The organism is Sinorhizobium arboris LMG 14919 (assembly GCF_000427465.1).
Lineage (GTDB): Bacteria > Pseudomonadota > Alphaproteobacteria > Rhizobiales > Rhizobiaceae > Sinorhizobium > Sinorhizobium arboris.
Genome location: NZ_KE386497.1, coordinates 361,707 through 387,733, shown reverse-complemented (window position 1 = coordinate 387,733; position 26,027 = coordinate 361,707). Strand labels below are relative to the sequence as shown.

At 60.4% G+C, this 26,027-nt stretch carries 28 protein-coding genes; 4 read left to right on the top strand and 24 right to left on the bottom strand.

Annotation, left to right across the window (positions count from 1 at the left end; translation table 11 throughout):
* Positions 1–66: 66 nt before the first annotated feature.
* Positions 67–1,185 carry a sulfotransferase family protein gene (locus SINAR_RS0130730; RefSeq protein WP_234710694.1) on the bottom strand — a complete coding sequence of 373 codons (1,119 nt, stop codon included), beginning with the start codon at positions 1,183–1,185 and terminating at the stop codon, positions 67–69.
* Positions 1,186–1,923: 738 nt separating this feature from the next.
* Here SINAR_RS0130730 and SINAR_RS1000000138590 point away from each other — a divergent pair.
* Positions 1,924–2,817: an aldose epimerase family protein gene (locus tag SINAR_RS1000000138590; RefSeq protein WP_084617834.1), complete on the top strand. Its 894-nt coding sequence runs from the start codon at positions 1,924–1,926 to the stop codon at positions 2,815–2,817.
* 492 nt (positions 2,818–3,309) lie between these two features.
* Here SINAR_RS1000000138590 and SINAR_RS1000000138225 read toward each other — a convergent pair whose 3' ends face one another.
* Complete coding sequence (locus tag SINAR_RS1000000138225) at positions 3,310–3,444, bottom strand: hypothetical protein (protein ID WP_268828480.1); 135 nt, start codon at positions 3,442–3,444, stop codon at positions 3,310–3,312.
* Positions 3,445–3,715: 271 nt separating this feature from the next.
* On the opposite strand from SINAR_RS1000000138225, the gene SINAR_RS01000000134285 reads away from it, so the two are divergent.
* The gene (locus tag SINAR_RS01000000134285) at positions 3,716–3,934 is read left to right on the top strand and encodes a DUF1515 family protein (RefSeq protein ID WP_328243441.1); all 219 of its coding nucleotides are present in this window, start codon (positions 3,716–3,718) and stop codon (positions 3,932–3,934) included.
* Positions 3,935–4,270: 336 nt separating this feature from the next.
* Positions 4,271–5,323: a beta family protein gene (locus SINAR_RS0130705; protein ID WP_028002600.1), complete on the top strand. Its 1,053-nt coding sequence runs from the start codon at positions 4,271–4,273 to the stop codon at positions 5,321–5,323.
* On the opposite strand, the gene SINAR_RS1000000136125 is transcribed toward SINAR_RS0130705, so the two are convergent.
* The 16 genes from SINAR_RS1000000136125 to SINAR_RS0130625 form a co-directional block, all read right to left on the bottom strand.
* On the bottom strand, positions 5,262–5,864 hold the full coding sequence (locus SINAR_RS1000000136125; protein WP_084617831.1) for a sce7726 family protein: 603 nt from the start codon (positions 5,862–5,864) through the stop codon (positions 5,262–5,264). The genes SINAR_RS0130705 and SINAR_RS1000000136125 overlap by 62 nt on opposite strands.
* Before the next feature lie 181 nt (positions 5,865–6,045).
* The gene (locus SINAR_RS1000000136120; RefSeq protein ID WP_234710729.1) at positions 6,046–6,453 is read right to left on the bottom strand and encodes a site-specific integrase; all 408 of its coding nucleotides are present in this window, start codon (positions 6,451–6,453) and stop codon (positions 6,046–6,048) included.
* 189 nt (positions 6,454–6,642) lie between these two features.
* Positions 6,643–8,331, bottom strand: coding sequence for an enoyl-CoA hydratase-related protein (locus tag SINAR_RS0130690; RefSeq protein WP_028002597.1), 1,689 nt, complete (start codon positions 8,329–8,331; stop codon positions 6,643–6,645).
* Between the two features lie 9 nt (positions 8,332–8,340).
* Entirely contained in the window at positions 8,341–9,396 is a 1,056-nt protein-coding gene (hypE, locus tag SINAR_RS0130685; RefSeq protein WP_033058249.1) for a hydrogenase expression/formation protein HypE, read from the bottom strand.
* Complete coding sequence (hypD, locus tag SINAR_RS0130680) at positions 9,393–10,550, bottom strand: hydrogenase formation protein HypD (protein WP_028002595.1); 1,158 nt, start codon at positions 10,548–10,550, stop codon at positions 9,393–9,395. The genes hypE and hypD overlap by 4 nt, the downstream gene beginning before the upstream one ends.
* Positions 10,547–10,774 carry a HypC/HybG/HupF family hydrogenase formation chaperone gene (locus SINAR_RS0130675; RefSeq protein WP_028002594.1) on the bottom strand — a complete coding sequence of 76 codons (228 nt, stop codon included), beginning with the start codon at positions 10,772–10,774 and terminating at the stop codon, positions 10,547–10,549. Before SINAR_RS0130675 ends, hypD begins: the two co-directional genes overlap by 4 nt.
* Positions 10,765–13,038, bottom strand: a complete 2,274-nt coding sequence (gene hypF / locus SINAR_RS0130670) for a carbamoyltransferase HypF (RefSeq protein WP_028002593.1) — start codon at positions 13,036–13,038, stop codon at positions 10,765–10,767. The genes SINAR_RS0130675 and hypF overlap by 10 nt, the downstream gene beginning before the upstream one ends.
* Before the next feature lie 3 nt (positions 13,039–13,041).
* On the bottom strand, positions 13,042–13,959 hold the full coding sequence (gene hypB / locus SINAR_RS0130665) for a hydrogenase nickel incorporation protein HypB (protein WP_028002592.1): 918 nt from the start codon (positions 13,957–13,959) through the stop codon (positions 13,042–13,044).
* Complete coding sequence (gene hypA / locus SINAR_RS0130660; protein WP_028002591.1) at positions 13,959–14,300, bottom strand: hydrogenase maturation nickel metallochaperone HypA; 342 nt, start codon at positions 14,298–14,300, stop codon at positions 13,959–13,961. Before hypA ends, hypB begins: the two co-directional genes overlap by 1 nt.
* Entirely contained in the window at positions 14,293–15,405 is a 1,113-nt protein-coding gene (locus tag SINAR_RS0130655; protein ID WP_028002590.1) for a hydrogenase assembly protein HupF, read from the bottom strand. Before SINAR_RS0130655 ends, hypA begins: the two co-directional genes overlap by 8 nt.
* Entirely contained in the window at positions 15,402–15,950 is a 549-nt protein-coding gene (gene hybE / locus SINAR_RS0130650) for a [NiFe]-hydrogenase assembly chaperone HybE (protein WP_234710693.1), read from the bottom strand. Before hybE ends, SINAR_RS0130655 begins: the two co-directional genes overlap by 4 nt.
* On the bottom strand, positions 15,907–16,122 hold the full coding sequence (locus SINAR_RS0130645; RefSeq protein ID WP_028002588.1) for a rubredoxin: 216 nt from the start codon (positions 16,120–16,122) through the stop codon (positions 15,907–15,909). The genes hybE and SINAR_RS0130645 overlap by 44 nt, the downstream gene beginning before the upstream one ends.
* Positions 16,119–16,967: a hydrogenase expression/formation protein gene (locus SINAR_RS0130640; protein ID WP_028002587.1), complete on the bottom strand. Its 849-nt coding sequence runs from the start codon at positions 16,965–16,967 to the stop codon at positions 16,119–16,121. Before SINAR_RS0130640 ends, SINAR_RS0130645 begins: the two co-directional genes overlap by 4 nt.
* On the bottom strand, positions 16,964–17,428 hold the full coding sequence (locus tag SINAR_RS0130635; RefSeq protein ID WP_336884861.1) for a thioredoxin domain-containing protein: 465 nt from the start codon (positions 17,426–17,428) through the stop codon (positions 16,964–16,966). The genes SINAR_RS0130640 and SINAR_RS0130635 overlap by 4 nt, the downstream gene beginning before the upstream one ends.
* A gap of 377 nt (positions 17,429–17,805) precedes the next feature.
* Entirely contained in the window at positions 17,806–19,080 is a 1,275-nt protein-coding gene (locus SINAR_RS0130630) for a hypothetical protein (protein WP_028002585.1), read from the bottom strand.
* Between the two features lie 406 nt (positions 19,081–19,486).
* Entirely contained in the window at positions 19,487–20,191 is a 705-nt protein-coding gene (locus SINAR_RS0130625; RefSeq protein ID WP_028002584.1) for a PLD nuclease N-terminal domain-containing protein, read from the bottom strand.
* On the opposite strand from SINAR_RS0130625, the gene SINAR_RS1000000137000 reads away from it, so the two are divergent.
* Positions 20,190–20,531 (top strand): hypothetical protein, encoded by a 342-nt coding sequence (locus SINAR_RS1000000137000; protein WP_158500210.1) that lies wholly within the window; start codon positions 20,190–20,192, stop codon positions 20,529–20,531. The two genes, SINAR_RS0130625 and SINAR_RS1000000137000, sit on opposite strands and share 2 nt — an antisense overlap.
* A 286-nt stretch (positions 20,532–20,817) precedes the next feature.
* On the opposite strand, the gene SINAR_RS1000000138005 is transcribed toward SINAR_RS1000000137000, so the two are convergent.
* The 6 genes from SINAR_RS1000000138005 to SINAR_RS0130585 all read right to left on the bottom strand — a co-directional run bounded on the left by SINAR_RS1000000138005 (position 20,818) and on the right by SINAR_RS0130585 (position 26,005).
* A complete protein-coding gene (locus SINAR_RS1000000138005) occupies positions 20,818–21,204 on the bottom strand; it encodes a site-specific integrase (protein ID WP_234710692.1) in 387 nt (128 codons plus the stop codon).
* A gap of 824 nt (positions 21,205–22,028) precedes the next feature.
* Positions 22,029–22,259 carry a HypC/HybG/HupF family hydrogenase formation chaperone gene (locus SINAR_RS01000000134280; RefSeq protein ID WP_084617830.1) on the bottom strand — a complete coding sequence of 77 codons (231 nt, stop codon included), beginning with the start codon at positions 22,257–22,259 and terminating at the stop codon, positions 22,029–22,031.
* Positions 22,260–22,269: 10 nt separating this feature from the next.
* The gene (locus SINAR_RS01000000134275; RefSeq protein WP_234710691.1) at positions 22,270–22,737 is read right to left on the bottom strand and encodes a HupE/UreJ family protein; all 468 of its coding nucleotides are present in this window, start codon (positions 22,735–22,737) and stop codon (positions 22,270–22,272) included.
* 142 nt (positions 22,738–22,879) lie between these two features.
* Positions 22,880–23,488, bottom strand: coding sequence for a HyaD/HybD family hydrogenase maturation endopeptidase (locus SINAR_RS0130595; protein ID WP_050577622.1), 609 nt, complete (start codon positions 23,486–23,488; stop codon positions 22,880–22,882).
* On the bottom strand, positions 23,489–24,202 hold the full coding sequence (gene cybH, locus SINAR_RS0130590) for a Ni/Fe-hydrogenase, b-type cytochrome subunit (protein WP_028002580.1): 714 nt from the start codon (positions 24,200–24,202) through the stop codon (positions 23,489–23,491).
* A gap of 12 nt (positions 24,203–24,214) precedes the next feature.
* Entirely contained in the window at positions 24,215–26,005 is a 1,791-nt protein-coding gene (locus SINAR_RS0130585; RefSeq protein ID WP_028002579.1) for a nickel-dependent hydrogenase large subunit, read from the bottom strand.
* Positions 26,006–26,027 lie beyond the last annotated feature (22 nt).

Sequence of the window (26,027 nt, the reverse complement as noted above, 5' to 3'; positions counted from 1 at the left end):
TGGTCAGCGAGAGGAGGTTAGAGTTGTGGGGCAGGTGGCGTCGGGGCATTTCGTGCGCCTCCTGTGTCACTGAGCGTTCCCGGGGCCCGGCACCGATCGGCAGTAGCCCAGGTGCGCCAGTTCCTTCCCCGCGATCCGTTCGAACTCCTCGATCTCTGCGGCCGTGAGATCCTGCAGGTACCGTCCATTGCGCCCGGCAAATAGCGGTTTGGCAGCGGCTCCCGCTGCGGGATGGCCCCAAGGCTTGTCGAAGAGCGCGTGTTTCTGCTCCGCATGGTGCATGAGCGCCTCGTCCCATGGTAGGTCGAGGAAGTCCACCATCCGCTCGATGGTCTCGCGAGGGCAGGTGACCAGATCCTCATACCGCACTTCCAGATAGCGGCCATAAGGCTCAGCCTGACGGGGTCGGGTAACGACCTCCATCCAGCCGTGCGCAGCCTCCGTAACAGTCCGGTAGCCCCACTCGGGGACGGTCTTTAGGTGGGAGGCAGCCACGTCACGGCCGTCGCGGATGATGTGGATGAAATCGGCTTTTGGCCAGATCGCCGCATACGTACCGATATCTTGGATCTTTCGCTGAAGCTTGAGGCCCCACCGTGCGGCTCCCGTCTGTTCACGTCGAAATTCGCCAATGGAGTCGATGAGCAGGCAACGGTCCTCCAGGGCGGATAAATCGGTGCCGCGCTTGGCCTTGAGGCTGCGCACCAGCCTCCGCACGTCGTCACGGCCGAGTCCGAAACGCTCGCACTGCACGACGAAATGCGCGCCGTCATACCACTCAGGATCGATGGTGTCCTTCGTCGCGCCGACGAGCCGTGCGTCGCGGACGTCTATCATGTCGCACACAGTCAGGATATGCGGACCGAGGTTGACGGGTTCGGTGAAATCGATCTCCGGGCCGACAACGAGGTCGGGATGAGAGTCGAGCAGCACGCTGAGCAGTGTCGTGCCGGACCGGTTCTCGCCGCCGAGTAGAATAGGGTTAGACGGCAGGGTGAGAAGAGGGGAAACGGACGTGGATTGGGTGGCATGATCGGGCCAACCAACAAGTTGTTCCGAATGTGCCTGACGATTCACATTACTATCGCCATCGCCATCCCAGTGATTTTCTGCACCTTGAAATGTCCGTTGATCAGCACCGCGTTGCGAGAGGCGAAGCAGTCTTTGGGCATCAGGTACGTTCATGCGAACGTCTCCTCAATGTTCGAAACGACCACCAAATGTTAACACCCAGAACACTCTTAACAAAATAGATACTTTTAATAGAGTTATCGGTTCGGAGTGCGTTTCTCAGGAGAGACCCAGGCGTCGCATCCTGCAACGCTCGGCTTTCGTCTATCCCGCGATCACTCGGGTGTTTGAATTCGGGCTGATCGGCAATACCGTGGGTGATCAGTCTCGGGTGCGGTGCAGCCGCCGGAAATGGCCTCAACCGCGCGCCGCCGGCGGATCTCGACGTTGTGTCCCTGTTGAAGCTTCGGCTTTGATTCCTTGCTGGCCGCCAGTGGTCAGCTCGGACTGGCGCTCCAAGGCGAACTCCTGACCGATCTCAAAGTAATCTACTGCCGACGCGGTTCGACGATTACGGTCCACGAGATCGCCATGCCCGCCGTGCAGCGAAACAGCGGCATAGGCACCAACTGGCTTCTTCCCGGATCGCTGACCTTCGCAACTACTTCAATGCGTCGGCATACGAGGTCGACTGCAAGCGGTAGGCTCTAGCAGGTAGAGGCCGAGAACGCTATGGTCGCTGACCGATAAAGCCCCAGGATGATATATATCGTTTTCCGGCTAAGCGGCCAAGGTTCGGGTCCTGGACCGCAGCTGCGGGATGAGTTGAGCGCGGCATGGTTATACTTCCTCAATCGGTATCGAAGATAAGATCGGGCTGACGAAAAACCTTTCACCTCCAGGGAGTATCGCATGCAAAGTGCTGTCACGATTCATTGTGGCGCCGCGCGAGCAGTCATCAGCCTTCAGGGAGCTCAGCTTCTTAGCTGGCGGGTTGGCGCTAACGATCTTTTGTGGCCAGGCAACCCCTCATCCTGGAATCAGAGTTGTCCCTTGATGTTTCCTTCATGCGGTTGGAGCGCCTCTTCGACCGTCGAAATAAACGGCGAATGTTATCCAATGCCTGTTCACGGCTTTATCGGAATGCTCGATTTTGAGGTTGTTTCTAGCTCGGAGAGCGAGGTAACGCTTCGGTCGTCTGATACGAAATTTACGAGTACGATGTTCCCATACGAGTTTCTTTTCGAAGTTAAATTCAAGATATCTGATTGTATGTTGAGCATAGATATCTGCGTAAAAAATAGATCCGCAATGTCGATACTGCCGTATTCTATTGGCCTGCATCCAGGATTTAGATGGTCGCGGAACTCATCTGACAAAAGTGGCTGGAGATTGCAGTTTGAGAAGGCGGAGTCGCCGCTTGTTCCATGCATATCTTCGCAAGGATTGATTAAAGCTGATCAGAGGAAAGTTCCATTGCGTGGGCGCCTCCTATATTTGCATGACGGTCTTTTTCAAGACGAAGCCCTTTGTTTTTTGAATGCCAGAAGTCGGAGGCTGTCGCTCATCGGGGAAGGTGCAACAGTCCACGTGGACGCACCAGATGCACGGCACTGGATTATATGGTCTCTTCCAGATCAACAATTCCTCGCGTTAGAACCGTGTACGGGTCATGGCGACTTAGAGGGGACGCACACTGCATTTGAAGACCGGGGATATAATATCAATCTTGCACCTGCAGAATCTCAGCTATTCCGAGTGCGGTTTGAGTTCTCTGAAAAAGAGGATTGTCTAGACGAAACTTGAAATGGCCCATAAGTCCCCAACTTCGTCGGCAGGCTCAATGGTGCCGAAGAAGCCTTGGCGAAGTTCGGCGGAACAGCCCAGGAAGGCGACGCAAGATCTCGGTCAACTTGGCAATGGCCTCGGTCCCTTCGGACAGGTGCTCTCCTCGGGCGCCGGCGGCGGTGGGTCTGGCCTCCTCAGCAGCCTATCGTCCTTCGGTATGGGCGTTTTCTCGCGCTCGGGCCAGTTTGCCTCTGCGATGATGTGGGTTGAGGCATGCGAGAGCACGTTTTCGAGAGCATGCCGTCGGAAGAGATCATACGGCGGGTTCAAGATATCGATCTGATGTCCAGGCGGCGCGCCTATTGAGAGATCAGAGCGGTGGATAACTGCCCTTCAGCCGGCAATCGAATCTTGCCAGGGCGCCAATTCGCGCAAAGATGGCCGCGTCTGTGAATTCGAACGCTCAGACGCCGGGCCTCTTCTTTCGTTGAGAGAGAAGGGGCCTTTTTCTTATGGCATCGCCTGCCAAACGAAGGCGGCGAATGAGGAAGCCAGCACGCCTATAGCCGCCAGCCTCAATATCTTCATCCGGCGTGTCCTCTTGCCGGTCCAATCGTAGCCCATCAGCCCTCCGAACGGCTTCATGCCGTATCTCGGATATTGACCTAATTCTCCCTAAGAAAAGGAAAACTCTATGGCTCGGGAACCCTTCCAGTTGCCCTCGAACTCATGTTCGGGGATGAGGGCGGCTATTTCGAATCGCAAGTCTGACCGCGGCGGTCCGACGAAACACGGAGTGACGCACACAACGCTGGCGGCGTGAAGGCGGTTACGGCCGATCAAGTGAAGGCGATGAGCGGGGAAGAGGCCGAGGACATATACCGGCGCTCCTGCTGACCGCCATTGCGGTGGCAACATTCTAAGGTCGGAAAACAAATCGGATGTCAGTCGTGCGTCGATTTATCGGCGACTCGATGAGATGGTGCAGCGGGTCGGAGAGCTGGCAGGCTCGACGACGGCAATGCGGGGCGACATTGCCGAAATGAAGCCGATGACCGACCATGTACAGCGTTGGAAGAGGATGGGCATCGGCGCCCTGACGGTAATCGGCATCGGGGGGACGGTGTTGGGGTGACCTTCGCGGATGCGATCAAACGGGTGTTGACGATCGTGGCGCGGTAAGGGTGTTCGCCAAGTCGCAAAATTGGCGACTGGACGCCGCGCATCATCGTCATCGCCCGCTGCCTTCGGTCAGGTGTCGGCGGTGCCGATTGAGCGACAGTTCAGAGGCTCGGATCTGACGAAAAAAGGGCATGTCAACTAAAATCCGGTTAAGCGTTTCCGGCAAGACGGCTTTCTGTGGATAACGGGGTCGAACGCGGAAGTCGCAATCTACGAATTGCCGACTCCCCCGATAGTTGATCTCCTGCTGATGCAACCAACGAAGTTGTGTCCTCAAGCGGAGCATGCGATGACATACAGACCATTATTGCGATGGAAACGTGGTGAGCAGAGCGCTGTCGCGAATCTCTCACCTCAACTGAAGCGCGAAACTCTTCCCCTCCTTACATTGACTGGCCACAGTTATAACCCGGCATCAGGCGCGACCGTGGACGCAGCTTTCGATGCCCGGATCGCGCAGGATGCGGAACGGCTACGTACTGCCTGGGCGGGCCATCGAATTTCCGTCGATTTCGACGCAATAGATCCGGATGCTGAATGCGAGGGTGGTTGCCAGCCGATTCACCGCTTCTTTGATGGACTCGCCGGGGAAGTAGATGCTCGCCCCGTCCTCCGAGCCACCAGTGACCCTCGCTTCATAGAGGCTGTCGCAGGATTTGACGTTCCGCCGACTATCCGCCTTACCCCTGATGACCTCGCTGATCCGGCGATAGCTGGAATTATCGATAGCCAGTTAGAAGCATGCGGCGCTGCGCCTGGCGATTGCGATCTGGTCGTGGACCTGAGCTACATCGCCACCCCCGGCCGATCGACAATCACGGCGCAGGGTGCCCTTAATGCCGTGCCCTATCTAGAGCAGTGGGACTCGGTGACGCTGGCAAGTGGATCGTTTCCGGAGAACCTCTCGCAATATGCAGTGGGTAGCCACCTCGTGCAGCGTATCGAGTGGGAAGTCTGGCAAGCCGTCCGTGCGGCCACCGAGATACCTGTTTTGTACGGTGATTACACGACAATCCATCCGATCCCCGTTGAAGAGGGTCTTGACCCCCGGACCATGAACCCGAGCGCATCGGTTAGGTATACCTACGAGGGCAACTGGTTGTTGCTGCGAGGCGAAGGGACGCGGAATCGCGGCGGCCCGGGTTTTATGCAATTTCAGACGCATGCCGATTCCCTCGTTCGGCGGCCAGAGTATCGAGGTGAGGCGTTTTCGTATGGGGATGAGCGTATAGCGCGTATACACCGTCGCGAAGACCGTGCAGGAAATCTTGAGACGTGGGTTACGATTGGGGTAAACCACCACATTGCCGAGATCGTCGGTCAACTCGCCATCCTGCCCTAGCTTTAAGGGCTGAGCGCACTTCAGCTCGAAGTGTATCGATATCGAGTGCCACGGAAAGGCGACCATAGAGCGCTTCCCGTGGCTTACTCCTCACACCGGCCGCGGCGCCGTAACGCTCGAGGGTGGCAAGCGCTTCATCACGCCACAGGAGAGAAGCCAGTGTCGGCGCGTCAAGCCCACGATTGATTTCTGGTAGCCGCTCACGCGTCACGACCACGCCCCCGCCGCACTTGCTCGCGATAGCGAGTCCCCACCACTCTGGTATCATCTCCTCAGCTGCCTTGCGGTGGTTCTCCGCAACAACCAGACTGATGCGATCCAGGACCTTGTTATAGAGGTCCCGCTGCTGAGGCAGCCGCTCAAGTGTGTCACGCTCGCTCTTGAGTTCGAACCCCTCTATCTGGCCGTTTATGACAGCGATATCAACGCGGGTCGCTCCATTGAGGAGCCCCAGCTCGTCGAGCATCAACGTGTCGGATTCGCCCGCATGGGCTTCTTCCAACCATCGCCAAACGCTTTCTCTTACATCCCTGTCACGCATGTCAGCCCTGCATATTCCTTCAAAAGCTTACCAGCAACCCGGTTAACGATCTTCACGGGTGATGTTATGGTCCTGAATCCTGCGCCAGGATGATGTCGAAGGAACCCGTCTCCGGCATGGTCCTTGAGCCGATCGGTACGGCGGACGTATGTCTCAACGGTTTGTGGGTCCCGATGGCGCGTTACCTCCATGATCCGCGAGATGCTCGCCCTGTTCTCGGCGGCCGAGGTACAAAACCAGCTAGGAGGGAATGACTGGATAGCCGCTCGACATCGAGGCCGGCCGCATTCGCATATCGCTTTACGACCAAGGCGACTGATTGCGACGTGAGAGCATCGGTCGTCAGATGGTCGCCACGATTGATCCGGCGGAAGATCGGCCCCGATGTTATACCCGCCGCCTCGAGCCAGTCCCTGAGCCTGTCAGCGGACCTGAGTGCCTTTCCATTCAGCACGGCCACCGACTGACTTTTCGCCTCCTGATCCGGTTTGACTTGGGGAGAAACACGTCCACGCTCTTGTTGGAGGTCCTCGACGGTGATCGCGATGAGTTCGGAGCGGCGGAAGGCGCCAGCGAAGCCGAGTAGCAGCAGAGACCTGTCACGCTTGCCCTGGAGCGTCTCTGGTCGATACGGGCGATCAGGGCGTGGATAACGTCCACGGTGGCTGGCGCCTTCTGGCGGGCCGCTGTGCCGACGGTCCGGCGAATGCCCTTCAGGATCGCTGCCAAGCCGGCATGTCGCACCTGGTCGTCAACAACGAGAACGGTGGCATGCGAATCAGTCATCGCATGGTCTCCTGCGCTCCGCCTCGTTGCCGCCGGCGCGATGGACAGCGATGCTGACCGGGGTGCGGGACTTGGGCGTCTTCCGGGTGAAATTGTAGCGCGCCACGTGATAGCTCGGATCGAAGCCGTAGAAATTGCGCCGCAATCGGCGCAATTCCTCTTCCCGATAGGCGGCAAGCGGCTTTGCAGCTTCGTCGCGGGCGCGCCGGGCTCGCTTTTCTGCAACACGCCCGGCAAGCTCGGAGGACGCTGCGAGTTCGGCGGCGGCGCGGCGCAGTTCCTGGTCGGCGACGTCGACATTCCCCCGTAGTCGCCGAGTTGCGAGCCCGAGTTCGAACGCTTCGTCGATCCCCATCGGCAGCCTTGCCCGCGTGACGCGGCGGCCGCGATCTTCGCCGACGCGGGCCGGCAGGAGGTACGTCCAGTATTCCGAGCCGTAGAGATTGCCCATGTCCTTGTAGTGCGGGTTGAGGATGGCGCCCTCCCGCATCCAGACCTCATCGGCAGCGAGTGACAGGAAGACGCCACCGGCCCCCGCATTGCCGAGCACCCCCGCGATCACCAGTCGGTCGTCGGTTTCAATGATCTCACGCACGAGTTCGTTCATGGCATTGATGTTGCGCCAGGATTCATCGGCTGCGCTGTCGGTGCTTTCGATGATGCCGAGATGGATGCCGTTTGACCAGCAATCCCCGTCGCCGCGCAGCACGAGAATGGGGAGCGCGCGCGCCTTAGCAGCCACAATAGCCTCCCGGAGGAGATCGCAATCCTCGGACGACATCGCGCCGTTGTGGAAGCGGAAGTGGAGAAAGCCGACACTGCCCTCCTCTTGATAACGGCAAGGTTCGGGACCGTTGATGGCGGTTAGCGCCGCCGCATCCGCGCCAAGAAGGTAAAGCGCCGGCAGCTTCAGGCTGCGAGGTTCCGGCCGACGGAGTTGGCCGATCCAAAGGGCACCTTCTCGGAATGCAACGGCCACCTCCTGCCGCGATCGCGCGACTAGTGCGCCGGGGGGTCCCGACACTCCCGCCGCCAGTTCTGCATCGAACACGAGGAAGGGTTGCCCGCTGATTGTCAGTGATGCTCCGGGATCGCCGTCCGATGCATGAATAATGCGGAGCGCTTCTTCCGGCGACTGCAGCGCGGGATCTAGAGCCCGATTCGACTTTCGGCAGGCAGGGCGCTCGCGGCCTCTGCCCCAGTTCGCTGGCATGACCGGCCCCTGCCTGCGCTCGATCCGCTCAATCGCCTTGAACACGCAAGCAGTTGCAGCCTCGGTCACCTCGTGCCGATAGATGCTCGATTTCCGGGTAGCCCGCATCGGGAACTCTGCCCAGGCCCAGACCGGACCGGCATCCAGTTCCTCCCGCGCTTCAATCAGCGTCACGCCCCAGGTCGTTTCGCCATCGAGGATCGCCCAGTCAAGCGAGTTCGGTCCACGGTCGCCACGGATGCCGGGATGGACGATCAGGCAGAGCGTCTGGCGCCAGACGTCGGCAGGGATCGGCCGCTTGAGAAAGGGTGCGATCATGAGGTCGGGGCCGAACAGCGCAACCGCTTCGCGGGTAACGTCGTCATGGATGTCGAGTTCGACGGACACGTCGTGTCCCGCCTGCCTCAGGTCGACATGCAGGCGCTGGGAGAGCGAATTGAAGCTGTGGCAGAGAAGCAGAATGCGCATCGGCCTCGCTCAGCAGATCCGGGGTAGTTGCTCGCCCGACAACCAGTCGACGATGCGGCCGCCACCGAACGACGTCGCCATCTGCACGAAGCAATTTTCGTCCGCGACAGCATGGCCGATGAGCATCGCCTCGGCTCCCAGCGGGTGGGCCTGCATCGCCGCGAGCACGACGTCGGCGCCATCCGGCGCAACCACGGCGACCAGCTTGCCTTCGTTGGCGACGTTGAGTGGATCGAGGCCGAGGAACTCGCAGGCTGCGGCAACCTCCGGCTTCAGCGGGATCGCTTCCTCATCGATATGGAAGCCGATCTTTGATTGGTTGGCGATCTCGTTGAGTGTCGCGGCTATGCCGCCGCGCGTCGGGTCGCGCATCAGGCGGATGTGCTTGCCGCCGGCCGCCACCATCGCCGCCACCAGTCCATGCAGTGCCGCGCTGTCGGAGATGATCGCGGTATCAAATTCGAGGTTCTCGCGCTTCGACATGACAGCAACGCCGTGATCGCCGATTGAGCCGGATATGATCACCGCATCACCCGGTTGGGCCGCGTCCGCCCGCAGGTCGAGTCCGTCCGGCACCCTTCCAACGCCGGCAGTTGAGATGAAGACGCCGTCGGCCTTGCCGCGCTCCACTACCTTGGTGTCACCGGTGATGATCGGCACACCGGTCTCGCGCGAGGCGTCACCCATGCTTTGGGCGATGCATTCAAGATCGGCAAGCGGAAAGCCTTCCTCGATGATGAAACACGCCGAAAGATAAAGCGGCACCGCACCCGCCATGGCGATGTCGTTGATCGTGCCATGCACCGCGAGCGTGCCGATATTGCCACCCGGGAAGAACAGCGGCGAAACGACGTACCCATCCGTGGTCATAACCATGCGCCCGGAAGGCACCGCAAAGGTTGACTGGTCGTTGCCGGCCCGCAGCCAATCATTGTCGAGGGCCTTGTGGAAAATGTCCTCGATCAGTTGCCCCATGGCGCGTCCGCCTGCGCCGTGCGAGAGATCGACCCGGCCGTTGGCGATGTCGAGCTTCCACGTGTAAGCCTTCACTCCCATCTTGTTCATGCGACGGCTCTCCCCGCGTCCGCCTGTCTTGCCTTCTCGCGGAGGCGGCCATAGGTCCAGTGGGCGGCGCAGGCGCCCTCCGACGACACCATACAGGATCCCATCGGTGTGTCCGGGGTGCAGACCGTACCAAAGAGCTTGCAGTCGGCCGGATTCCTGGCACCGCGCAGGATGGCGCCGCATTCGCAAGCGGGATTGTCCTTGGCCGCCGGCGTTACCATGGAGAACCGTTTCTCGGCATCGTAGGTCGCATATTGCGGCCTGAGCCTGAGTGCGCCATAGGGCACCTCTCCGAGGCCTCGCCATTCGAAGCTCTCGCGAAGCTCGAAGAAGTTGGCCACCTCGGCCTGGGCCTTCTCGTTGCCGAACACGGTGACGGCGCGGATATATTGGTTCTCGACCTCATGTCTGCCGTCATTGACCTGCCGGACGAGCATCAGGATCGCCTGGATGACGTCCAGCGGCTCGAAGCCAGCCACCACGACCGGCTTCTGAAACTCCTCGGCAAAGAACTCGTAAGGCTCGGTGCCGATCACGGTCGACACATGGGCAGGACCGATGAAGCCGTCGATCTTGATGGTGCCGAGCTTGCGGACGTCGGGGCTCTCGAGAATGTTCTGGATCGCCGCCGGCGTCAGCACGTGGTTGCAGAAGATCGAGAAATTGCCGAGTCCCTTGGCGATCGCCGCCTTGAGCGCAAGTGCAGTCGGCGGCGTTGTGGTTTCGAAGCCTATGGCGAAGAACACCACGTCGCGATTGGGTTCAGCTTCCGCGATCCGTAGCGCATCGAGCGTTGAATAGACCATGCGGATATCGGCGCCGGCCGCTTTCGCCTTGAGCAGGTTCGATCCGTCGGAGCCCGGCACTCTCATCAGGTCGCCATAAGTGCAGAGCGTGACCTCCGGCCGCATGGCGAGCGCGATCGCCGCGTCGATCCTGCCGATCGGCAGCACGCAGACGGGACAGCCCGGTCCATGAATCATCCGCACATTCGGCGGCAACAGGTCCTCGAGGCCATAGCGGGAGATGGCATGCGTGTGGCCGCCGCAAAACTCCATAAAGTGATAGGAGCGCACCAGGTCGGCGGTCGCAACGATCTGCCGCGCGATATCCATGGCGAGTCTTCCGTCGCGGTATTCGTCGATATACTTCATGCCGCATCTCCGATGGCAGCTTCCCGGATCAGCGCGAGTGTTCTTTCCGCCTCTTCCGGATCGATTTTCGCCAGCGCGTAACCGACATGGAGAACGACATAGCCGCCGACTTTCACATCGTCGACGAGCGCGGTCGAGATGATCTTCGAGACGCCGCCGAGCGTGACCTTCGCCATGTCGTCGGGCAGAACCTCCTTGACCTGGACCGGAATCGCTAGGCACACGTCCGGTCCTCCTCCATTGATACGTATTCGTTCATGATGACCTGGCGCGCATAAGCCGCCTGGCCGAGCGCGATGCCGCCGTCATTGGCCGGCGCGAGTCGCGGCAGATAGGGATCGAGACCGCGCTCACGGAGCGCTTGGATCAGCCCCGTCGCAAGGACACGGTTCACCATGCAGCCACCGCCAAGCGCGATCCGCCTCGCGCCGAGACTGCGGGCTCCATCTTTCGCCCAGTCCGCGAGGCCTGCGATCAAGGTGCCGTGGAAAAGGTCGGCTGCGGCGGGAGCACCAAGATTGCGTTGCGCGAGATGCAGGATCAGCGGGCGAAAATCGAGCCTGCCGTCGCGGATCGCGAAGCCACCCTCCAATTCAACAGGATTGCGAACCTGCGCCTCGAACTCCATCGCCGCCTGTCCCTCGTAACTCTGGACGAGGCGGACGCCGGCTATCGCCGCCGCGGCATCGAAAAGCCGCCCGAGACTCGAAGTCCAGGGCGGCTGCATGCCACGCTCGAACATCGCCGTGAGCTGCGCAACGCCGCTATGGCCCGGCCAGAGCCGTGGTGCGAGATCGATATATCCAGCCGCCTGCAGAGCCGCGACGCCCATGCGCCATGGCTCGCGCGCGGCACGGTCGCCGCCCTGCAGCGGCAGCGACGTGAGCGAACCCGTGCGGTTCCAGTGATGACCGTCGAGAGCCAGCATCTCGCCGCCCCAGCTGGTGCCGTCGGTGCCAAAGCCGTGCCCGTCGAGCGCAAGACCGAGAACCAGCCCGGAAAGCTGATGCTCCGCTGCCACCGCCGCCACATGGGCGAGATGATGCTGGACCGGCACGACAGGCAAATTCAGGCCCTGCGCGATGCGCACCGAGTGGAAGTCCGGATGCAGGTCGCATGCTGCGAATTCCGGCTTCACATCGAGGATCGAACAGAGGTGACTGAGCGCCTCTCGTTGAAAGCGGATCGCCTGCGCGTTGTCGAGGCCGCCGACATGCTGGGACAGAAACGCCTCGCGGCCGCGCGTGACGCAGATCGTATTCTTGAGATCGGCGCCGGTCGCGATCACTGACGGGCCGTCAATGCCCAGATCGATCGGCTCAGGCACAAAACCGCGCGCGCGGCGGATGAAAGACGGCGCGCCACAGATCACCTGCATGACGGAGTCGTCCGCCCGGATGGCGACGTCGCGGTCATGCGTAACGATCAGATCGGCAATCGCGGCGAGGCGGCGTTCTGCATCCGCATTGTCTGCGACGAGCGGCTCTCCGCCGGGATTGGCGCTGGTCGCGACCAGCGCGGGAGGATGGTGCCGGCGCTCCGCCAGCGCATCGAACAGCAGGTTGTGCAGCGGGGCATAGGCCACCATGACCCCTATCCGTGCGAGTCCCGGCGCGATCAGATTGGAGAGTTCGCAAGCGCGGGGCTCCACCAGGACGATCGGGCTGGCGGCCGATCCCAGCAACACCTCTTCCGCCTCGGACAGCCTCGCAAGCTCTCGCGCCGCGTCGATGTCGCGCACCATGACTGCGAACGGCTTGTGGTCACGCGTCTTGCGCAGCCGGAGGAGATCGATCGCCGCATCATTTCGAGCGTCGCAAAGCAGATGGAAACCGCCGATCCCCTTGAGCGCGACGATGCCGCCTTCCGCAATCTTCGCAGCGACCTCAGTTATCGGGTGGCTAAGCCCCGGCCCGCAATCCGGGCACGCGACGGGCTCGGCATGGAAGCGCCGGTTTTCGGGGTCGGTGTAGTCAGCGGCGCAGGCCGCGCACATCGGAAACGAAGCCATCGATGTCTGCCGCCGGTCATAGGGCAACGCGCGGGTGATCGTGAAGCGCGGGCCGCAATGGGTGCAATTGACGAAGGGGTAGCCGAAGAACCGGCTTGATGGGTCTGTCAGTTCGCGCCGGCACTCGGCGCAAGTCGCGGCGTCGGCGCCGATCCGGGTCGCGCTCCGGCCACTCAGGCTTTCGAGAATCTCGAAGCCTTCGCGGGCGGAGGGAGCGAGTTCAAGCACGTCGATCGAGTCGATGCGGGCGAGGGGCGGGGCCTCGTTCCGGACCACGTCGGGGAAGCGATCCGCGTCCGGACCCTCGATCTCGATCAGCACGCCGGCGCTGTCGTTCAATACGAAGCCTGAAAATCCCATGTTCCGCGCCAACCTGTAGGCAAATGGCCGGAAGCCGACGCCCTGCACGGCGCCGCGCACCCGGAGCCTCAGTCGCCGGATGGGGCTTACGGTCGATCGGGCAAGCGCTCGGGCCATGGCTCAGGCCTCCTTGGACCGTGCGGCGCGACTGGCTGCCGAGGCTTCAAGCCAGGCATAGAAGGCCTCCATACCCTCACCCGTGCGGGCAGACACGGTCAGCGTCTGCAGCCTTGGATTGACCCGCAGCGCATTGGCGATGCAGAGCCCGACATTGAAATCGAGATACGGCAGCAGGTCGGCCTTGTTGAGGATCATCAGGTCGGCGGCAGCGAACATATCAGGGTATTTCAGCGGCTTGTCCTCGCCTTCGGTGATGGACAGGACCACCACCTTGTGCGCCTCGCCGAGATCGAAGGCGGCGGGACAGACGAGGTTGCCGACGTTCTCAATGAAAAGCGCGGAACCCGCCTCGGGCGCGAGATCCTCCGCCGCATGCCCAACCATATGGGCATCGAGGTGGCAGCCCTTCCCGGTATTGATCTGAATCGCGCGGGCGCCGGTCGCGCGAATGCGGGCGGCGTCGTTTGAGGTCTGCTGGTCACCCTCGATGACACTGATGGCCAGGCGGTCCTTGAGGTCGTAGATGGTGCGCACGAGCAGGCTTGTCTTGCCCGAGCCGGGGCTGGAGACGAAGTTAAGCGCGAAGATGCCATTGCGCTCGAAATGGCGCCGGTTCTCGGCGGCATGCGCGTCGTTCTTGGAGAGAATGCGGCGCTCGACCTGGATGATCCGCTCCTGGCTCATGCCCGGGACATGGACGCCGGCGATACCGCGGCCATAGTGGACGCTGCCGTTCTCGGTGTGGTGATGGTCGTGATCGCCAAGGAGGTGGTGATCGTGGTCATGATCATGTTGGTGCTCTTGTCCTTGCCCATCATCGTTGATTTGATGATTGTGGCCATGCGCATGGGCGTGGTCCGCGCTCTGGTGCTTATGGCCCTCGATGGTCGACGTCCCGCAGCCGCATGCCGAACACATCAGATCACCTCCATGTCCCTGATCTTCAATTCGTCGCCCGCCGTCATCTGAACCCGATGCCTGCCGCAATCCGGACAGCCACCGAAGCGTTCGGCGAGCGCCACCGTCTTCGCGCAATCCAGGCACCAGCCTTTCCCGGGAACCCGATTGATTTCGAGCGTGGCGGCTTGCGCAATCGTGCCATGACGCACCGCTTGGTAGCAGAACAGCAGCGCGTCGGGGTCGGCGTGGCTCAGCACGCCGACGTCGAGGCGGACCGACTTGACGCGAGTTGCGCCATGCTGCCGGGCCGTCTCGCAGACAATGGCGATCACGCTCTCCATCAATGACAGCTCATGCATGGGCGGCCTCACGAATGCCGATGTCGAAGGGGACGCAGGGGTCGAAAAGCAAGGCAAGCAGGGAGACGGATCGCGCTGCGCTCTCACCTGTCCCGATCCGCGACAACAGCAGCCTCTCGACGAAAGGGCCCACCGGGTGAAAATTCCACTCGGTCGGCGCGAGGATGCGATAGGCGCCGAGCCGGCCGTCGCTGCCGACCTCGGCGTGGTGATAGAGCCGCCCGCGCGCGCATTCCACCGCGCCGTAGCCGCCCGCGCCCGGCGTCGGTCCGCCGGCGGCAAGCGATGACCAGTCTTGATCGCCGCTTGTCGCGAGGCGCGCGAGCTGCGCCAGGCAATCCTGGATATCGCCGATGCGTGCAAGTAGGCGCCGCGCCAGATGCGGCTTGCGGGAAAAAATGGCGCCACTGCGGCGGGCATAGGCGCCCGTTTCGACGACGCGGCCTGGAAGGTGCGGCATGCGGGCGAAATCCGGTTCATCTGGGAGACGGGCGATGACCTCGGCGTCGTCATCCGCAGTCAGGGGTTCTGGGGTCCGCTGCGCGAAGTCAGCAGCATCGCCGAGTTCCTGCAGCATCGCAGCGAGGACCGAACCTACCACCGGTTCATCGCCATCGCGGGGAGTCCCCAAGGCATGGGCGGCAGCGGTAAGCCGCGCCGCATCGGCCGCCAGGCTGTCTTTGGCGATTTGTCCGCTCCGCCCCTGCGATACAATCACGTGCGAGGCGGCGAGCGCTTCACGCAACTGCCGGCCCACACCGAGCGCCATTTTCTCCGGGAGCGGCGTCGGCCAGTGCAAGATCAGAGGGCGGAGGGTCTCGAAGATTCGCTCGGCCAGCAGGCCGGCGCCGGCGGCCACACGCTCCTCGTCGCCCATCGGCGTGTCCGTCGCATTGAGGACAGCAATCCTGCATGCAAGCGATTGCGCGAAACCGCAAAGCGAAAAGACCTGTCCCGCCAGTGCGGGCGCCTCCTCCGCCCGGCGGCCAACGAACATGCGGGCGAGCCCCTGCGGCCGGTTCGCCTTCACGGCGACCGAACAGGCGAGTCCACGCGACACCGTCACGTCGATCCGGATCGTGCCTGCACTGAGGAGATAGGTCATTCCGTCATCGCCTCCTCGTGCTTGCGGAATTTGCCGTACAACAGGTCGCGCCGATTGAGGGGAGCCGCGGGGGCCGGGGGCGGTTCGAGGGCGGACGGATCGAAGAAGGCCCGAATGGCCCCCTCGGCGGTTTCCGGCGCCGCCTCCATGGTGGCGAATTCGAAGACCGGGGAAAGCAGCGAGCAGGAATCGACACGGCCAATGGTGTCGAGCTCGCCGGCGATGAAATCCACTTCGCCCGCAGGCAAGTTGATCCGCGCTGTCGTGCCCACCGCGGCGGGCGCGGCCTGCGGCGCGTCCGGAAAATCGAGCGCCACAAGGTTCATGGACCAGGGCGTCGTAACAATCCCGAATTCGCGGCCGCCAAAGGCGCGAAAGCCGGTAGCGGCGACGCTGAGCACGGAGTTGCAGATCGACAGGTCGGCCATTGCAGCGTGAATGTGGCGGTAGCGAGCCTCGAGCCGCTGCCCGATTGCCAAGGCAAGGTCAGAATCGGCCGGGTTAGCGTTCATGACGTAGCCTGATGAACTGCGTTTGGAGCGCATCGCAATTAGGGCAGCGCCAATCCTGCGGAAGATCGGCAAAGGATGTACCGGGCTCGATCTGCCCGACGGGGTCGCCTTCAGCCGGATCGTAGACGTGCCAGCAGATGCCGCTTTCCATTGGGTCGTCGTCCGACACGACCTCGCGTTTGTCCAAATTCTCGAAGGCGCTCATCTGAAATAAGCCTCCTCGATTTCACGCATCCGCGCCTCGGAGTCCCGGAAGTCCTCCTCGGCCGCGATCGCGACGGAGGGGATGTCGCAGATCTCGAGCGTGTCGAGAATGATCGTGTCCATGGCGTTGTAGAACTGAACCGACCAGACATTGCGTGCGCCGGTCGCCACTGCGCGGCAGGTGCCGTAGCCGCGCGAGGTGAGCTGCACAGGCCCCGCGCCCAGCGTCTCCTGCAAAAACGTCATGTCTTCCGGGCTCATCGGAAAGAGGGAGAAAGCGATGACATGTGCCGGCTCGCCATCCCGGTAGCGGCCGATCCTGTCTCTGATCTCGGTCAGCACGGGCATGACGTTCATCGCGCCAGCAGGCGCCGGTCCATGGCTGATCGTTGATGGCAGCGCCGAACACACTTGCCTGACGACGGCGGGAATGCTTGCCACCTCGACATAGTCGGCGACGAGCCGGCCGTCGCCGTCGGTGAAGCGGATGCGCCAGACGCCGGCCATAACCGTTTCCTGCATCCGTGCGGTGATGCCGTTCGAAAGCGCTGCGACGCCCGCGACTTCCCCCTCGCCGAGGGCGTGGGTGATCAGTTCCTTTTCATCATCCGGATAATCCGTGATGTCGAACAGACGGCCCTTTTGGTCGGCCCTCTGGAGAGCGAGCGCCTCGGCGAGCTCCGGCAGGAGCATCGCTGTCCGCCGACATCGGCGGATCATCTCCTCGGCGCTGCTGGTGGCAAGAAAATTGAGCTTGCGCGCACGGAGCGGCGGCTGGCAGCCGATCGGCATGACAGCCATCGCCGCGTCTTCGCGCTCGGTGCCGACCCAGAAATCGGCCTTCATCGGACGATCACAGTACCGTCACGCGTGATCTCGATCTTTGGCCCGCTCGGGGGCATCATGACGGGCGCATCGGGCGCCAACCAGGCGCCGACCTTTTCGACATATTCCGACCAGTCGCGTATTTTGCCGAGGACGCCCACGGGCTTATCCCGGCGCGTGACAACCAGGCTTGGCATCACAATAACGTTGAAGCGGGCCTTGAGCTTATCCTCGGCCGTATGGCGGACTACCGCACCGCGCAGACGACCGCAGAAGAACAGCAGGAGTTCAGGAAGAATCACGGCGACGTCAATGGCCTCAGGCTGCTTTGCCGGGTCGCCTGTAAAGAACAGCAAAGCATTCTCGCTCGCCGTCGAAGCGAGGAAAGCGTCGATGTTCGTCTCATCGACGAGAGGCAGGCGCGACCGCTCGCTTAATGCGCGGACCAGAGCAGATGTCATTTTACCTCCACAAATCACCATGCGAAACGTTCCGAATGATGATCTGCAAACGGCGTGCCAGACTGAGGAAAGTTGGTTTCCGGTGATCTGTAAGGGAATATTCGCCTCAGACCCGTCCCGATGAAGACTGGACGGAAGGTCAATTTCCAACGTGGTCCTATTCTTTTCAGCCGCGCAGATGCGACGGCAGTTCCGGCTCGCGGGAGATCATATCTGCGAACAGACATTCGAAAACTCAAATCTCTCATCGTAATGGGAATTAAAGCATTGTTTTTAAAAGATCGGCAGGTAAGTCCGAAATGACATTTTGTGACGTTGTGACGGGCGAAAATTTGTGAGGCGGGGCGGGGTTATCCACAGGCGAAGTCGCGAGCGGATGATCTGTGTAATTGCGAGACTCAAAATGCTGATGGCAAATGCTGAACCCACGCCATCACAGCGTTGGCCGCGCCAATAAGCGAGTCAACAATCTGCTGCTTGTGTGCTGTGTAGGCTCCGCCCGTTTCCTGTTGGATCACGCCTTCAACTATTATGGCAGCGACGCCAAGCGCACCCAAGCCGAGCCACCGGGCGATTCGCCGAAAAGTCGAGACCTGGGCGGCGACATTGGCGGTGTCAGGCGTCGGGCTTTCGCTTTCGCGCCTCAATTCTTTAATTGCCGCCATGACTTCTTGAAATTGCTCCTGGGTAACAGAGCGCTCGATCTCAAGCAGTTCCGGCGGATGATTATGCCCTCTGTTCGGCGCGACGCTTGCGTTTCTCAGAATGACCACCTCCAGCTCGTCAAGGCGGCCAAGCATTTCTCGGCGAAGGGCTCCAATATCTCCAGCCTGATTTGGAGATTCAGGCCCCCTTGCGAAAGATGATCCGGCGAAGGATGCCCCGGCATAGGCCGAGCCATTTACGACGTGTTCATTCAGCGGGGCAGCACCGACGGCGCCAGAGGGTTCCGGCGCGTCTACCATTAAGCCGCGACCGCGTTCGACCGCGAGAATGCGGTGATTTCCATCCATTAGATAGGTTTGGCCGGGAGGCAAGTCCGGAAACTCCTCACTGTCGTCAGTGACTTCAGAGATATCCGGCAAGGGCTCTTCCATGGAGTAAATGCCGTCGTCAGCTTTCCTTGGCGTATATGTCACCGGTTCGCCCTGATGTGTGACCGGCTCCCCTCGAAAAGTGACCACTTCCGGTTCCACTCCATTATCGGCAGTGATATCGCCACTGTCCGCCGTGACGAAAGCGGATGAAGCTCTACGCACGGCGAAAGCCTGCTCGGCAAAAGACTCGCCAGCAAACGCGGCGAACGAGTCAGACGACGGGACAACTGGCGGCTCGTCGTGGCCAACATAGCCGTCTTCTACATAGCGATCCTCAACATAGCCGTTGTCTCGACCGCGCCGTGTATAATGCCGAGACTCAAAGTCATCCCGATCATAGTCCGCCTCGTCGAAGGCATTGATGCTAAGCTGCCGTGTGAATTCGCCGGGTCGAAGCCCTAGCTCGGTTAAAATGTCCGGGTCTGTTTCATCATCGAAGCGAACAAGATAGCCGTAGATTTCACCATCGTTGCCGTCGATTATCTCAACTTCCCAGTCCGTCTCTTCTAACAGACTAACATCAACACCCCATTGCGCCGCTATCGCCTCTGCCCTCTGGTCTTCATCAAATGCCATGGTGTGCCCTATGATTCATGATATGCGGTCCAAAATAGACGAGATACGAGCAACGAAAAGCCCGCCGGTGAAGACCGGGCGAGATAGGGGCGAAGGTGCTTCGGAATGACGATACGAACAGAGTAGCGCCCGTTGCGTTCTTTCCAGTGCCGGAGATTGCCAGCCATTTGAAACCATTTTGCGACGCCAATATGGGCTAAAAGCCTTATGGCGCAAGGGCTTCCAAAGATTTCAAATGGATAGAATGGTGGGCGATGAGAGACTCGAAAACTCAAATCGCTCATCGCAATGCGGCAAATTGTTTTTAAAAGATAATTAGTTACGACTAATAAGAAGTTTTGTGACGTTTTGATGGTCTTAGTTTTGTGACGCGGACAGGGGTTATCCACAGTCTGAATCGTGCGGGCTATCTCCATTCGTCCAACTCGGCCTTGCTGTTGAAGCGCCTCATTAAGAAACCACCCTTGAGGGCAAAAGTGCCGTCTTCGAATTGCACTTCCACGCCGTTCCTGAAGGCTTTGGCCGTGCCTGAATACTTTTCGACGCTCACTACTTTGGAGTGATAATCGGGGTCTATTCCGCCATTCTGTTTTAGTTTTTCCAGATATTCGAAGTAAATTTTGTTGGCCTCGTTGGTACTGTCTAGCTCATCCTGCTTCTGTTGCTCGATTTTTCTCTCTTGATCTTTCACCGCTCTTGCAATGATTTTTGCCTTCAGAGATTCAAGGTAGCTCTTGTCACCTAGGGCAAGGTATTTTTGCGCGAACTCATCAATGTAGCCCGCGCCATAGCTTTCGATGTCCTTCGCCGCGGCCGCTATGTCATCATCAACGTCAAGAAGCGCCAGCCACTTCCCTTCGTCGTAATTCTTCGATTCTACCTCGACCTTCACCGGGGACATGTGGAGGGGTTGCTCATTCCGTATGGTCGGGGAATACGGCGTCGGCGCATTGGCACGCCCGGCGACTGCTAGTGCAATAATCCCTAACAAGGGAAGCAGCGCACATACGAGCGCCCACGCTGCCGCATCGCGATTTCTCGACTTTGCCATTTCTGAGCCAATCACAGCGAAAACGACGGCCAAAATCAGATAGACGATTAAGAAAGCCATGATGCCACCTTTTGGTTGTCCTCAACTGTTAAAAGTCAGCCTGCGAACGCCGTCAACAGATACCAATACAATGCCCGCCGATCTTCACCGGCGGGCACGACATCGAAAGTCAGAAGAACAACGCGCTTGCGGCGACGAAAAGCGCCAGAAGCATGCGATGTTCGATAATGATGGTGATGCGCATTCGCGTCTCCAACATTGGAATCTCACCGTGAAAGACGGCGCACTTTCAGCAGCTGCTGAGGGGTTGCGTGCGGCTGGCGAAGCCGAGATACCGCCAATGCAGGATGGTCGAATTCCTGTTATTTTAGCGACCAACTTGAGGCGGATTCTGTCATAGCCAAAATCATTTCGCAGGCGAAATGTTATGTAATAACACTACGCCGCAAATTCTATCACGATACCGTTGAGATGCTAGTATGGAGGGCTAGCCGAAAGCGGCCTTGGCGGAAGAATCCCAGAAATCACATAGTAAGTAGGCATCTCATTCAACTCATAGCGATCTGCACATTGTGGGGTTCGTGCTTATCGCGAAGGTGATCTAGCTTTAAATCGGGGTAGGCTATTGCGTCGACCAGTTCCACGTTGCTCAAGCATCCCTTGCGCAAGAAAGCCGTTTCGCTGCGTCATTGTTGATCAATTGGGATGGCTTTAATTCGATCCATTGCTGCGGCAAGGCCAGGAAGCATAACTTCGCTGCGACCGTAAAGCTCCTGGGAGCCGCCGTCAGTGCGCCCCGTCATGTAGTGGCGGGCGTCCTCCGGCACGCCGTCGCGACGGCAGAGATCTTCGAACAGGTGACGCCAGCCGTGATTAGGGGAAAGCTCCGGGCGTTTGTCGAAAGGTATCAGCCCGCGAACCCATGTGCTGATACGCGGCTGGACCGAAACTTCGTCCTTCGTCTCGCCCGTGAACAGACGGCCAGCCTTTGCGCCCCTGATGAAGTCCAGCAAGCCTTCGTCGGCAAGTGCTTTATGGACAGGGATACGGCGTTCACTCCTGGCCTTCTTCAAGGCACGGTTGCCAGCGGTCGTCACTTTCCAGAACCACCGGCCACTTACCTCAAAGAAGTCTCCTTGCGAAGGCTTCCGGCTTCGCTGACGCGCATGCCCGAATAGGCACATAGCCAGGGTATCCACCGGAACATTGCCTTATCCTCTTTCCGGGCGGCTTTAAGCACAAGCTTAGCCTCGTCCATCGTGAAGGCGCGAAGGTAAGAGGGTAGGTCGTGTAGTCAGGGGCCTTGATGCCGTTGAGCGGGTCGCCAGCCGGGAAGAAGTTCGCCGGATCGTTCTGCCTTCCCCAATTCAGGACCGTGCGAAGGTTCTGAAGCATCGCCTTCACGGTGCGGTTGTGCCCTTGACCGCATCGGTATTCCGGCCAGCCGGGCGCGCTCAAGGCGAGCGCCGACTAGTTCCTCCAGTTCGCCATCGGTCAGCTTCCCGGCGAAGCCATCACGGAAGCGCCGGGCGTGGTCAAAGTCGATTTCGAACTGTGCATATCGGTGGTCGGTCGCGCGTAGCTGCGCATCAAAGTCGATTTGGCTCTGATGATCGCGAAGAGCGATCTGCTGGACCGTGAGAGGGTAGGCGGGCGCACTTGCCTGCTTGCCGGTCGCGGCCTCATGCTTCTGCCGAGCGATGCCGATTTGACGCTGGATTGAAGCGACGGCGGCGGCGTGTTGCGGAGGGCCGTGCGCCGGTCGCCGCCTAGCTGGATTTCCAGTTCCGTCTTGTTGTCGAGATAGGGCCGAAGATTAGGCGGGATGACGAGACGGGCCGAATAACGCCCGTTGCGCTCTTTCCAGTGTTGGGGCTTGGCAGCCATTCGAAACCCATTATTCTCGTCCTTCGACCGCTTCGGCCAGACTCGCAAGCGCATCGTCGATCGCGCGCGCTTCTTCAGCTTCGAGCACGCGGATGGCTGAGCCGAGATGGGTGAGGATATGAGTGCCCGGCGGCTGCGGGCCGACCAGCATCAGAGAGATCGTGGTTGTCTTACCGTGGCGCTCGCACTGGGCTGCGAACTCGTTGCCGGCAACGACCCGCATGGGAATGCCTATGCACATGATGCTTTCCTCAATTCTCGACAAAGAAGATCGGGAGCAGGCGCCCTGGGATATGGTTCAGCCGGCAAGCAGAGCCGCCCGACCGGGCCATGCGCATCGCGGCATGCCCGGCTTTACCGAACCTGAGCGAGGCCAGACCGATGCCCACGGCGTGTAGGGCGGTTGTCGCGGCAAGGAAGCCGGCCACATAACCCCCAGCGTACGCCATTGCCGGAAGCTCGATTCCCTGGGCGTGGCCATGGAACAGCGCCGAGACGCCAACCACGGCCGCCGCCACATGCGCCGGAACCTTCACCTCAAAGGCCACAAGTAGGCCAAGCACAGCCACCGCTAGTGCGGTCGACGTCTCCACCATGGGAAGCGGGACCCCGGTGCTCCCCATCACGCCGCCGACAGCCATCAACCACACGAAGGCGGAGGGAACTATCCGGCGAGCCTTGCCGCCCACCGTCGACGCCCAGAAGCCGACCGCGACCATCGCCAGGATGTGGTCGAGGCCGCTGAACGGGTGGCCAAGACCAGCTCCATCGTATGCAGGCGGACATCGGCATGGGCGACGCCGGATACCCCCAAGGCGGCGAGTGTCGCCCCGATCCTGTGGTATGTCATGGATGTTCTCCTCAGAAATTCAGGGCGGCCGCTTCGGTACGGCGTTCGTAATTGTCGAAGTCGATATCGTTTTCGAGGAGCGGCGGCACTACCGCGTCCTCGGGCCGTGCGGTCACCGGAACGCCCCAGTCACGCAATATCCGGACCGCCGTCTTGACCGCGGCAGGTAAGACGGCCTTGACGGGCTCTGTAAGCGGTCCGCCCCAGTCCTCAAGATGGAGCGGCTGACAGCCGATCAACGCCAGCCGCTCGGGATAGTGGCCCATGAAATCTGCAGCGCTCAGCACCTCCTGGAAGCCGGTCTGGTGCAGGCTCATTTTCTTGGCGCCCGTGAACTTCGGCACTTCGTTGTCTTCCACTACCTTCATCGTGCCCGGCTCAAGTCCATAGTCGATGGCGTCGAAGACGATCAGCCGATCGTGCTCGTTGACGAACTGGACGAGGTAGAGCCCCTGCGTGCCGCCGTCGAGGATGGTGACGTTATCAGGGACTTCATAGGTTTTGTGGAAATGCTCCACCGCCCGGACGCCAAAGCCCTCGTCGGCCCAGAGGATGTTGCCGATGCCGAGCACGAGAATGCGAGGTGTCGGCGCGGATATCAGAGGATAGGGAGCCGCCATCTAGTCCTCCCGGTCCTTGAACAGCCGCTCGCCCGAGATCATCGAAGAGATGATGCTCTGCCGGCACATAATGTCCTCGCGCACCGCCACATAGATGTGGACCATCACGAAGACGAGGATCACCCACATGCCGAGATGATGGAAGGTGTGGATGTCCTGGCTGTTCGGCCAGATCGAGAACACCCAGCCAAACAGTGCATATTCTAAGCTGTCGCGGCCCGCGCCCTCGCTATAAAGCGCAAAGCCGGTGATCACCATGAAGAAGAGGGGCAAGGTGAACATCGGGAGCATGGCGAGCTGCGCCAACGGATTATGGCCGACATATTTCTTCGGCTGGCGCGCCAGGAATGTGTACCACCGCACCTCGTGCAGCCATTCCTTCCAGAAGCGGCCGCTCCAGAACGGCACATAGAAGATCTGCCGCGCGTGGACATTGCCGACAAAGGCCCAGTAGAGGCGGAGGATCAGGAACACGGCGAGGACCTGCCCCGCCGCGAAGTGCATGAAGCGGATGTAGCCCATAAGGAAGTTGGCACTCGCCTCGCCGGGCACGGACGGCAGCGGCGAACCGATGAAATATCCGGTGAGGGCGAGCGTCAGGATCGAAAAGGCGTTGACCCAGTGCCAGATGCGCACTGGAGCTTCATAGACATAGACGTTCTGACCCTGGACGGCGTCTTCGCCATCGGCGGCGATAGATTCATGGATGGTCATGATCGAGCCTCCTCACCGGACCTGGACCCTGGCCATTTCCTGACCATGCGGGCTCATGACGTGCGTCGAACACGCCAGGCATGGATCGAAGGAATGGATGGTCCGGAGAATTTCGAGGGGCTGGGCCGGATCGGACATCGGGGTATCGATGAGCGATGCCTCGAAGGCGCCGATATTGCCTTTAAGGTCGCGCGGGCTGCCGTTCCATGTTGTGGGAACGACGCACTGATAATTGTCGATCCTGCCGTCCTTGATCTTGATCCAGTGCGCGAGCGCGCCGCGGGGCGCCTCGGAAAAGCCGACGCCCTTGACCTCCTTGGGCCAAGTTTCCGGTTTCCACTTGTCGATATGGGCAGTCGAAGAGTCACCGGCCTTGATGTTGGCGATCAGCTTGTTCTGGAAATAGCGCATCTGGTGGCCAGCCCAGCTCGATTCGAGTGCGCGCGCCGCAGTACGGCCCAGCGTCGAAAAGAGCGCCGAGACCGGCAGGCCGAGATCCGTGAGCACCCTGTCGACCGGATCCTTGAACTCCGCCTTGTTCTGCGCATAACCGATCACCCAGCGGGCGAGGGGGCCGACCTCCATGGCATGGCCGCGCCAGCGCGGCGCCTTGATCCATGAATATTTCGCAGCCTCGTCAAGCTGCTCGATATTCGTCCTGGTGCCCTTGGCATTGAGGCCCAGTTCATAGTGAGGCTCGGTGACGCCGTCCCAGGGATGGAGGCCCTTGGTCTCGTCGGGATATTTGTACCAGGAGTGGGTCACGAATTCCTGGATCTGTTCGGGGTCCGCATGGTCGACCGGATGGACTTCCGCGAGATTGCCGTTGATGATCGCGCCACGGGGCAGCTTAAGGCTGGCGTCGGAATAGTCGTTGGCATGTTCCGGCAAGTCGCCATATGCCAGAATGTTTTTGCCCGATAGCCCACCACCATAGAGCCATTCCTTGTAGAAGGATCCGATGGCCATGATATCGGGGACATAGACCTTGTTATTGAACTCAATGATCTGATCGATGATCGAGGTCACCAAGTTCAGCCGTTCCATATTGATCGCGCCGACGGCGCCTGTGCCGTCGAGATTTATCGCGCAGGGCACGCCGCCGACGAGCCAGTTGGGATGCGGGTTCTTGCCGCCGAAGATCGTGTGGATCTTGACGATCTCCTTCTGGAAGTCGAGCGCCTCCAGATAATGCGCCACCGCCATCAGATTGGCCTCAGGCGGCAGCTTGTAGGAAGCATTGCCCCAATAGCCGTTCTTGAAGGGGCCGAGCTGGCCAGATTCGACGAACTTCTTGAGCCGGGTCTGGATGTCCTTGAAATAGCCTGGCGAGGAAAGCGGCCAGTCGGAGACTGATTGCGCCAGCGCCGAGGTCGCCTTGGGATCGGCCGAAAGCGCCGAGACCACATCCACCCAGTCGAGTGCGTGGAGATGATAGAAATGTACGATGTGGTCATGCACCTGGAGCGCCAGCTGCATCAGGTTGCGAATAGAGTTCGCATTGTCCGGAATGGCGATACCGAGCGCATTTTCCACGGCGCGCACCGACGTCAGGGCATGTGTGCCGGTGCACACACCGCAGATACGTTCGGTAAAGGCCCAAGCGTCGCGCGGATCTCGGTTCTTGAGGATAACCTCGATGCCCCGCCACATCGTGCCGGTCGACACGGCGTTGCGGATGATGTTGTTTTCGTCGACATTCACCTCGATCCGCATATGACCCTCGATGCGGGTGACCGGATCGACGACGATGCGCCTGCCGGAATTGTCGAGCGTAAAGCCGTTCGGAGTTTGACTTGTCACGTTGGTGTTCCTCCCCTGAGGA

What these genes read in the sequence shown, in the direction of transcription:
- SINAR_RS0130730 (WP_234710694.1), bottom strand. Translation starts at nt 1,185, where the DNA reads ATGAACGTACCTGATGCCCAAAGACTGCTTCGCCTCTCGCAACGCGGT.
- SINAR_RS1000000138590 (WP_084617834.1), top strand. Translation starts at nt 1,924, where the DNA reads ATGCAAAGTGCTGTCACGATTCATTGTGGCGCCGCGCGAGCAGTCATC.
- SINAR_RS1000000138225 (WP_268828480.1), bottom strand. Translation starts at nt 3,444, where the DNA reads ATGAAGCCGTTCGGAGGGCTGATGGGCTACGATTGGACCGGCAAGAGG.
- SINAR_RS0130705 (WP_028002600.1), top strand. Translation starts at nt 4,271, where the DNA reads ATGACATACAGACCATTATTGCGATGGAAACGTGGTGAGCAGAGCGCT.
- SINAR_RS1000000136125 (WP_084617831.1), bottom strand. Translation starts at nt 5,864, where the DNA reads ATGCGTGACAGGGATGTAAGAGAAAGCGTTTGGCGATGGTTGGAAGAA.
- SINAR_RS0130690 (WP_028002597.1), bottom strand. Translation starts at nt 8,331, where the DNA reads ATGCGCATTCTGCTTCTCTGCCACAGCTTCAATTCGCTCTCCCAGCGC.
- hypE (WP_033058249.1), bottom strand. Translation starts at nt 9,396, where the DNA reads ATGAACAAGATGGGAGTGAAGGCTTACACGTGGAAGCTCGACATCGCC.
- hypD (WP_028002595.1), bottom strand. Translation starts at nt 10,550, where the DNA reads ATGAAGTATATCGACGAATACCGCGACGGAAGACTCGCCATGGATATC.
- hypF (WP_028002593.1), bottom strand. Translation starts at nt 13,038, where the DNA reads ATGGCCCGAGCGCTTGCCCGATCGACCGTAAGCCCCATCCGGCGACTG.
- hypB (WP_028002592.1), bottom strand. Translation starts at nt 13,959, where the DNA reads ATGTGTTCGGCATGCGGCTGCGGGACGTCGACCATCGAGGGCCATAAG.
- hypA (WP_028002591.1), bottom strand. Translation starts at nt 14,300, where the DNA reads ATGCATGAGCTGTCATTGATGGAGAGCGTGATCGCCATTGTCTGCGAG.
- SINAR_RS0130655 (WP_028002590.1), bottom strand. Translation starts at nt 15,405, where the DNA reads ATGACCTATCTCCTCAGTGCAGGCACGATCCGGATCGACGTGACGGTG.
- hybE (WP_234710693.1), bottom strand. Translation starts at nt 15,950, where the DNA reads ATGCGCTCCAAACGCAGTTCATCAGGCTACGTCATGAACGCTAACCCG.
- SINAR_RS0130645 (WP_028002588.1), bottom strand. Translation starts at nt 16,122, where the DNA reads ATGAGCGCCTTCGAGAATTTGGACAAACGCGAGGTCGTGTCGGACGAC.
- SINAR_RS0130640 (WP_028002587.1), bottom strand. Translation starts at nt 16,967, where the DNA reads ATGAAGGCCGATTTCTGGGTCGGCACCGAGCGCGAAGACGCGGCGATG.
- SINAR_RS0130635 (WP_336884861.1), bottom strand. Translation starts at nt 17,428, where the DNA reads ATGGTGATTTGTGGAGGTAAAATGACATCTGCTCTGGTCCGCGCATTA.
- SINAR_RS0130630 (WP_028002585.1), bottom strand. Translation starts at nt 19,080, where the DNA reads ATGGCATTTGATGAAGACCAGAGGGCAGAGGCGATAGCGGCGCAATGG.
- SINAR_RS1000000137000 (WP_158500210.1), top strand. Translation starts at nt 20,190, where the DNA reads ATGATGCCACCTTTTGGTTGTCCTCAACTGTTAAAAGTCAGCCTGCGA.
- SINAR_RS0130625 (WP_028002584.1), bottom strand. Translation starts at nt 20,191, where the DNA reads ATGGCTTTCTTAATCGTCTATCTGATTTTGGCCGTCGTTTTCGCTGTG.
- SINAR_RS01000000134280 (WP_084617830.1), bottom strand. Translation starts at nt 22,259, where the DNA reads ATGTGCATAGGCATTCCCATGCGGGTCGTTGCCGGCAACGAGTTCGCA.
- SINAR_RS01000000134275 (WP_234710691.1), bottom strand. Translation starts at nt 22,737, where the DNA reads ATGGTCGCGGTCGGCTTCTGGGCGTCGACGGTGGGCGGCAAGGCTCGC.
- SINAR_RS0130595 (WP_050577622.1), bottom strand. Translation starts at nt 23,488, where the DNA reads ATGGCGGCTCCCTATCCTCTGATATCCGCGCCGACACCTCGCATTCTC.
- cybH (WP_028002580.1), bottom strand. Translation starts at nt 24,202, where the DNA reads ATGACCATCCATGAATCTATCGCCGCCGATGGCGAAGACGCCGTCCAG.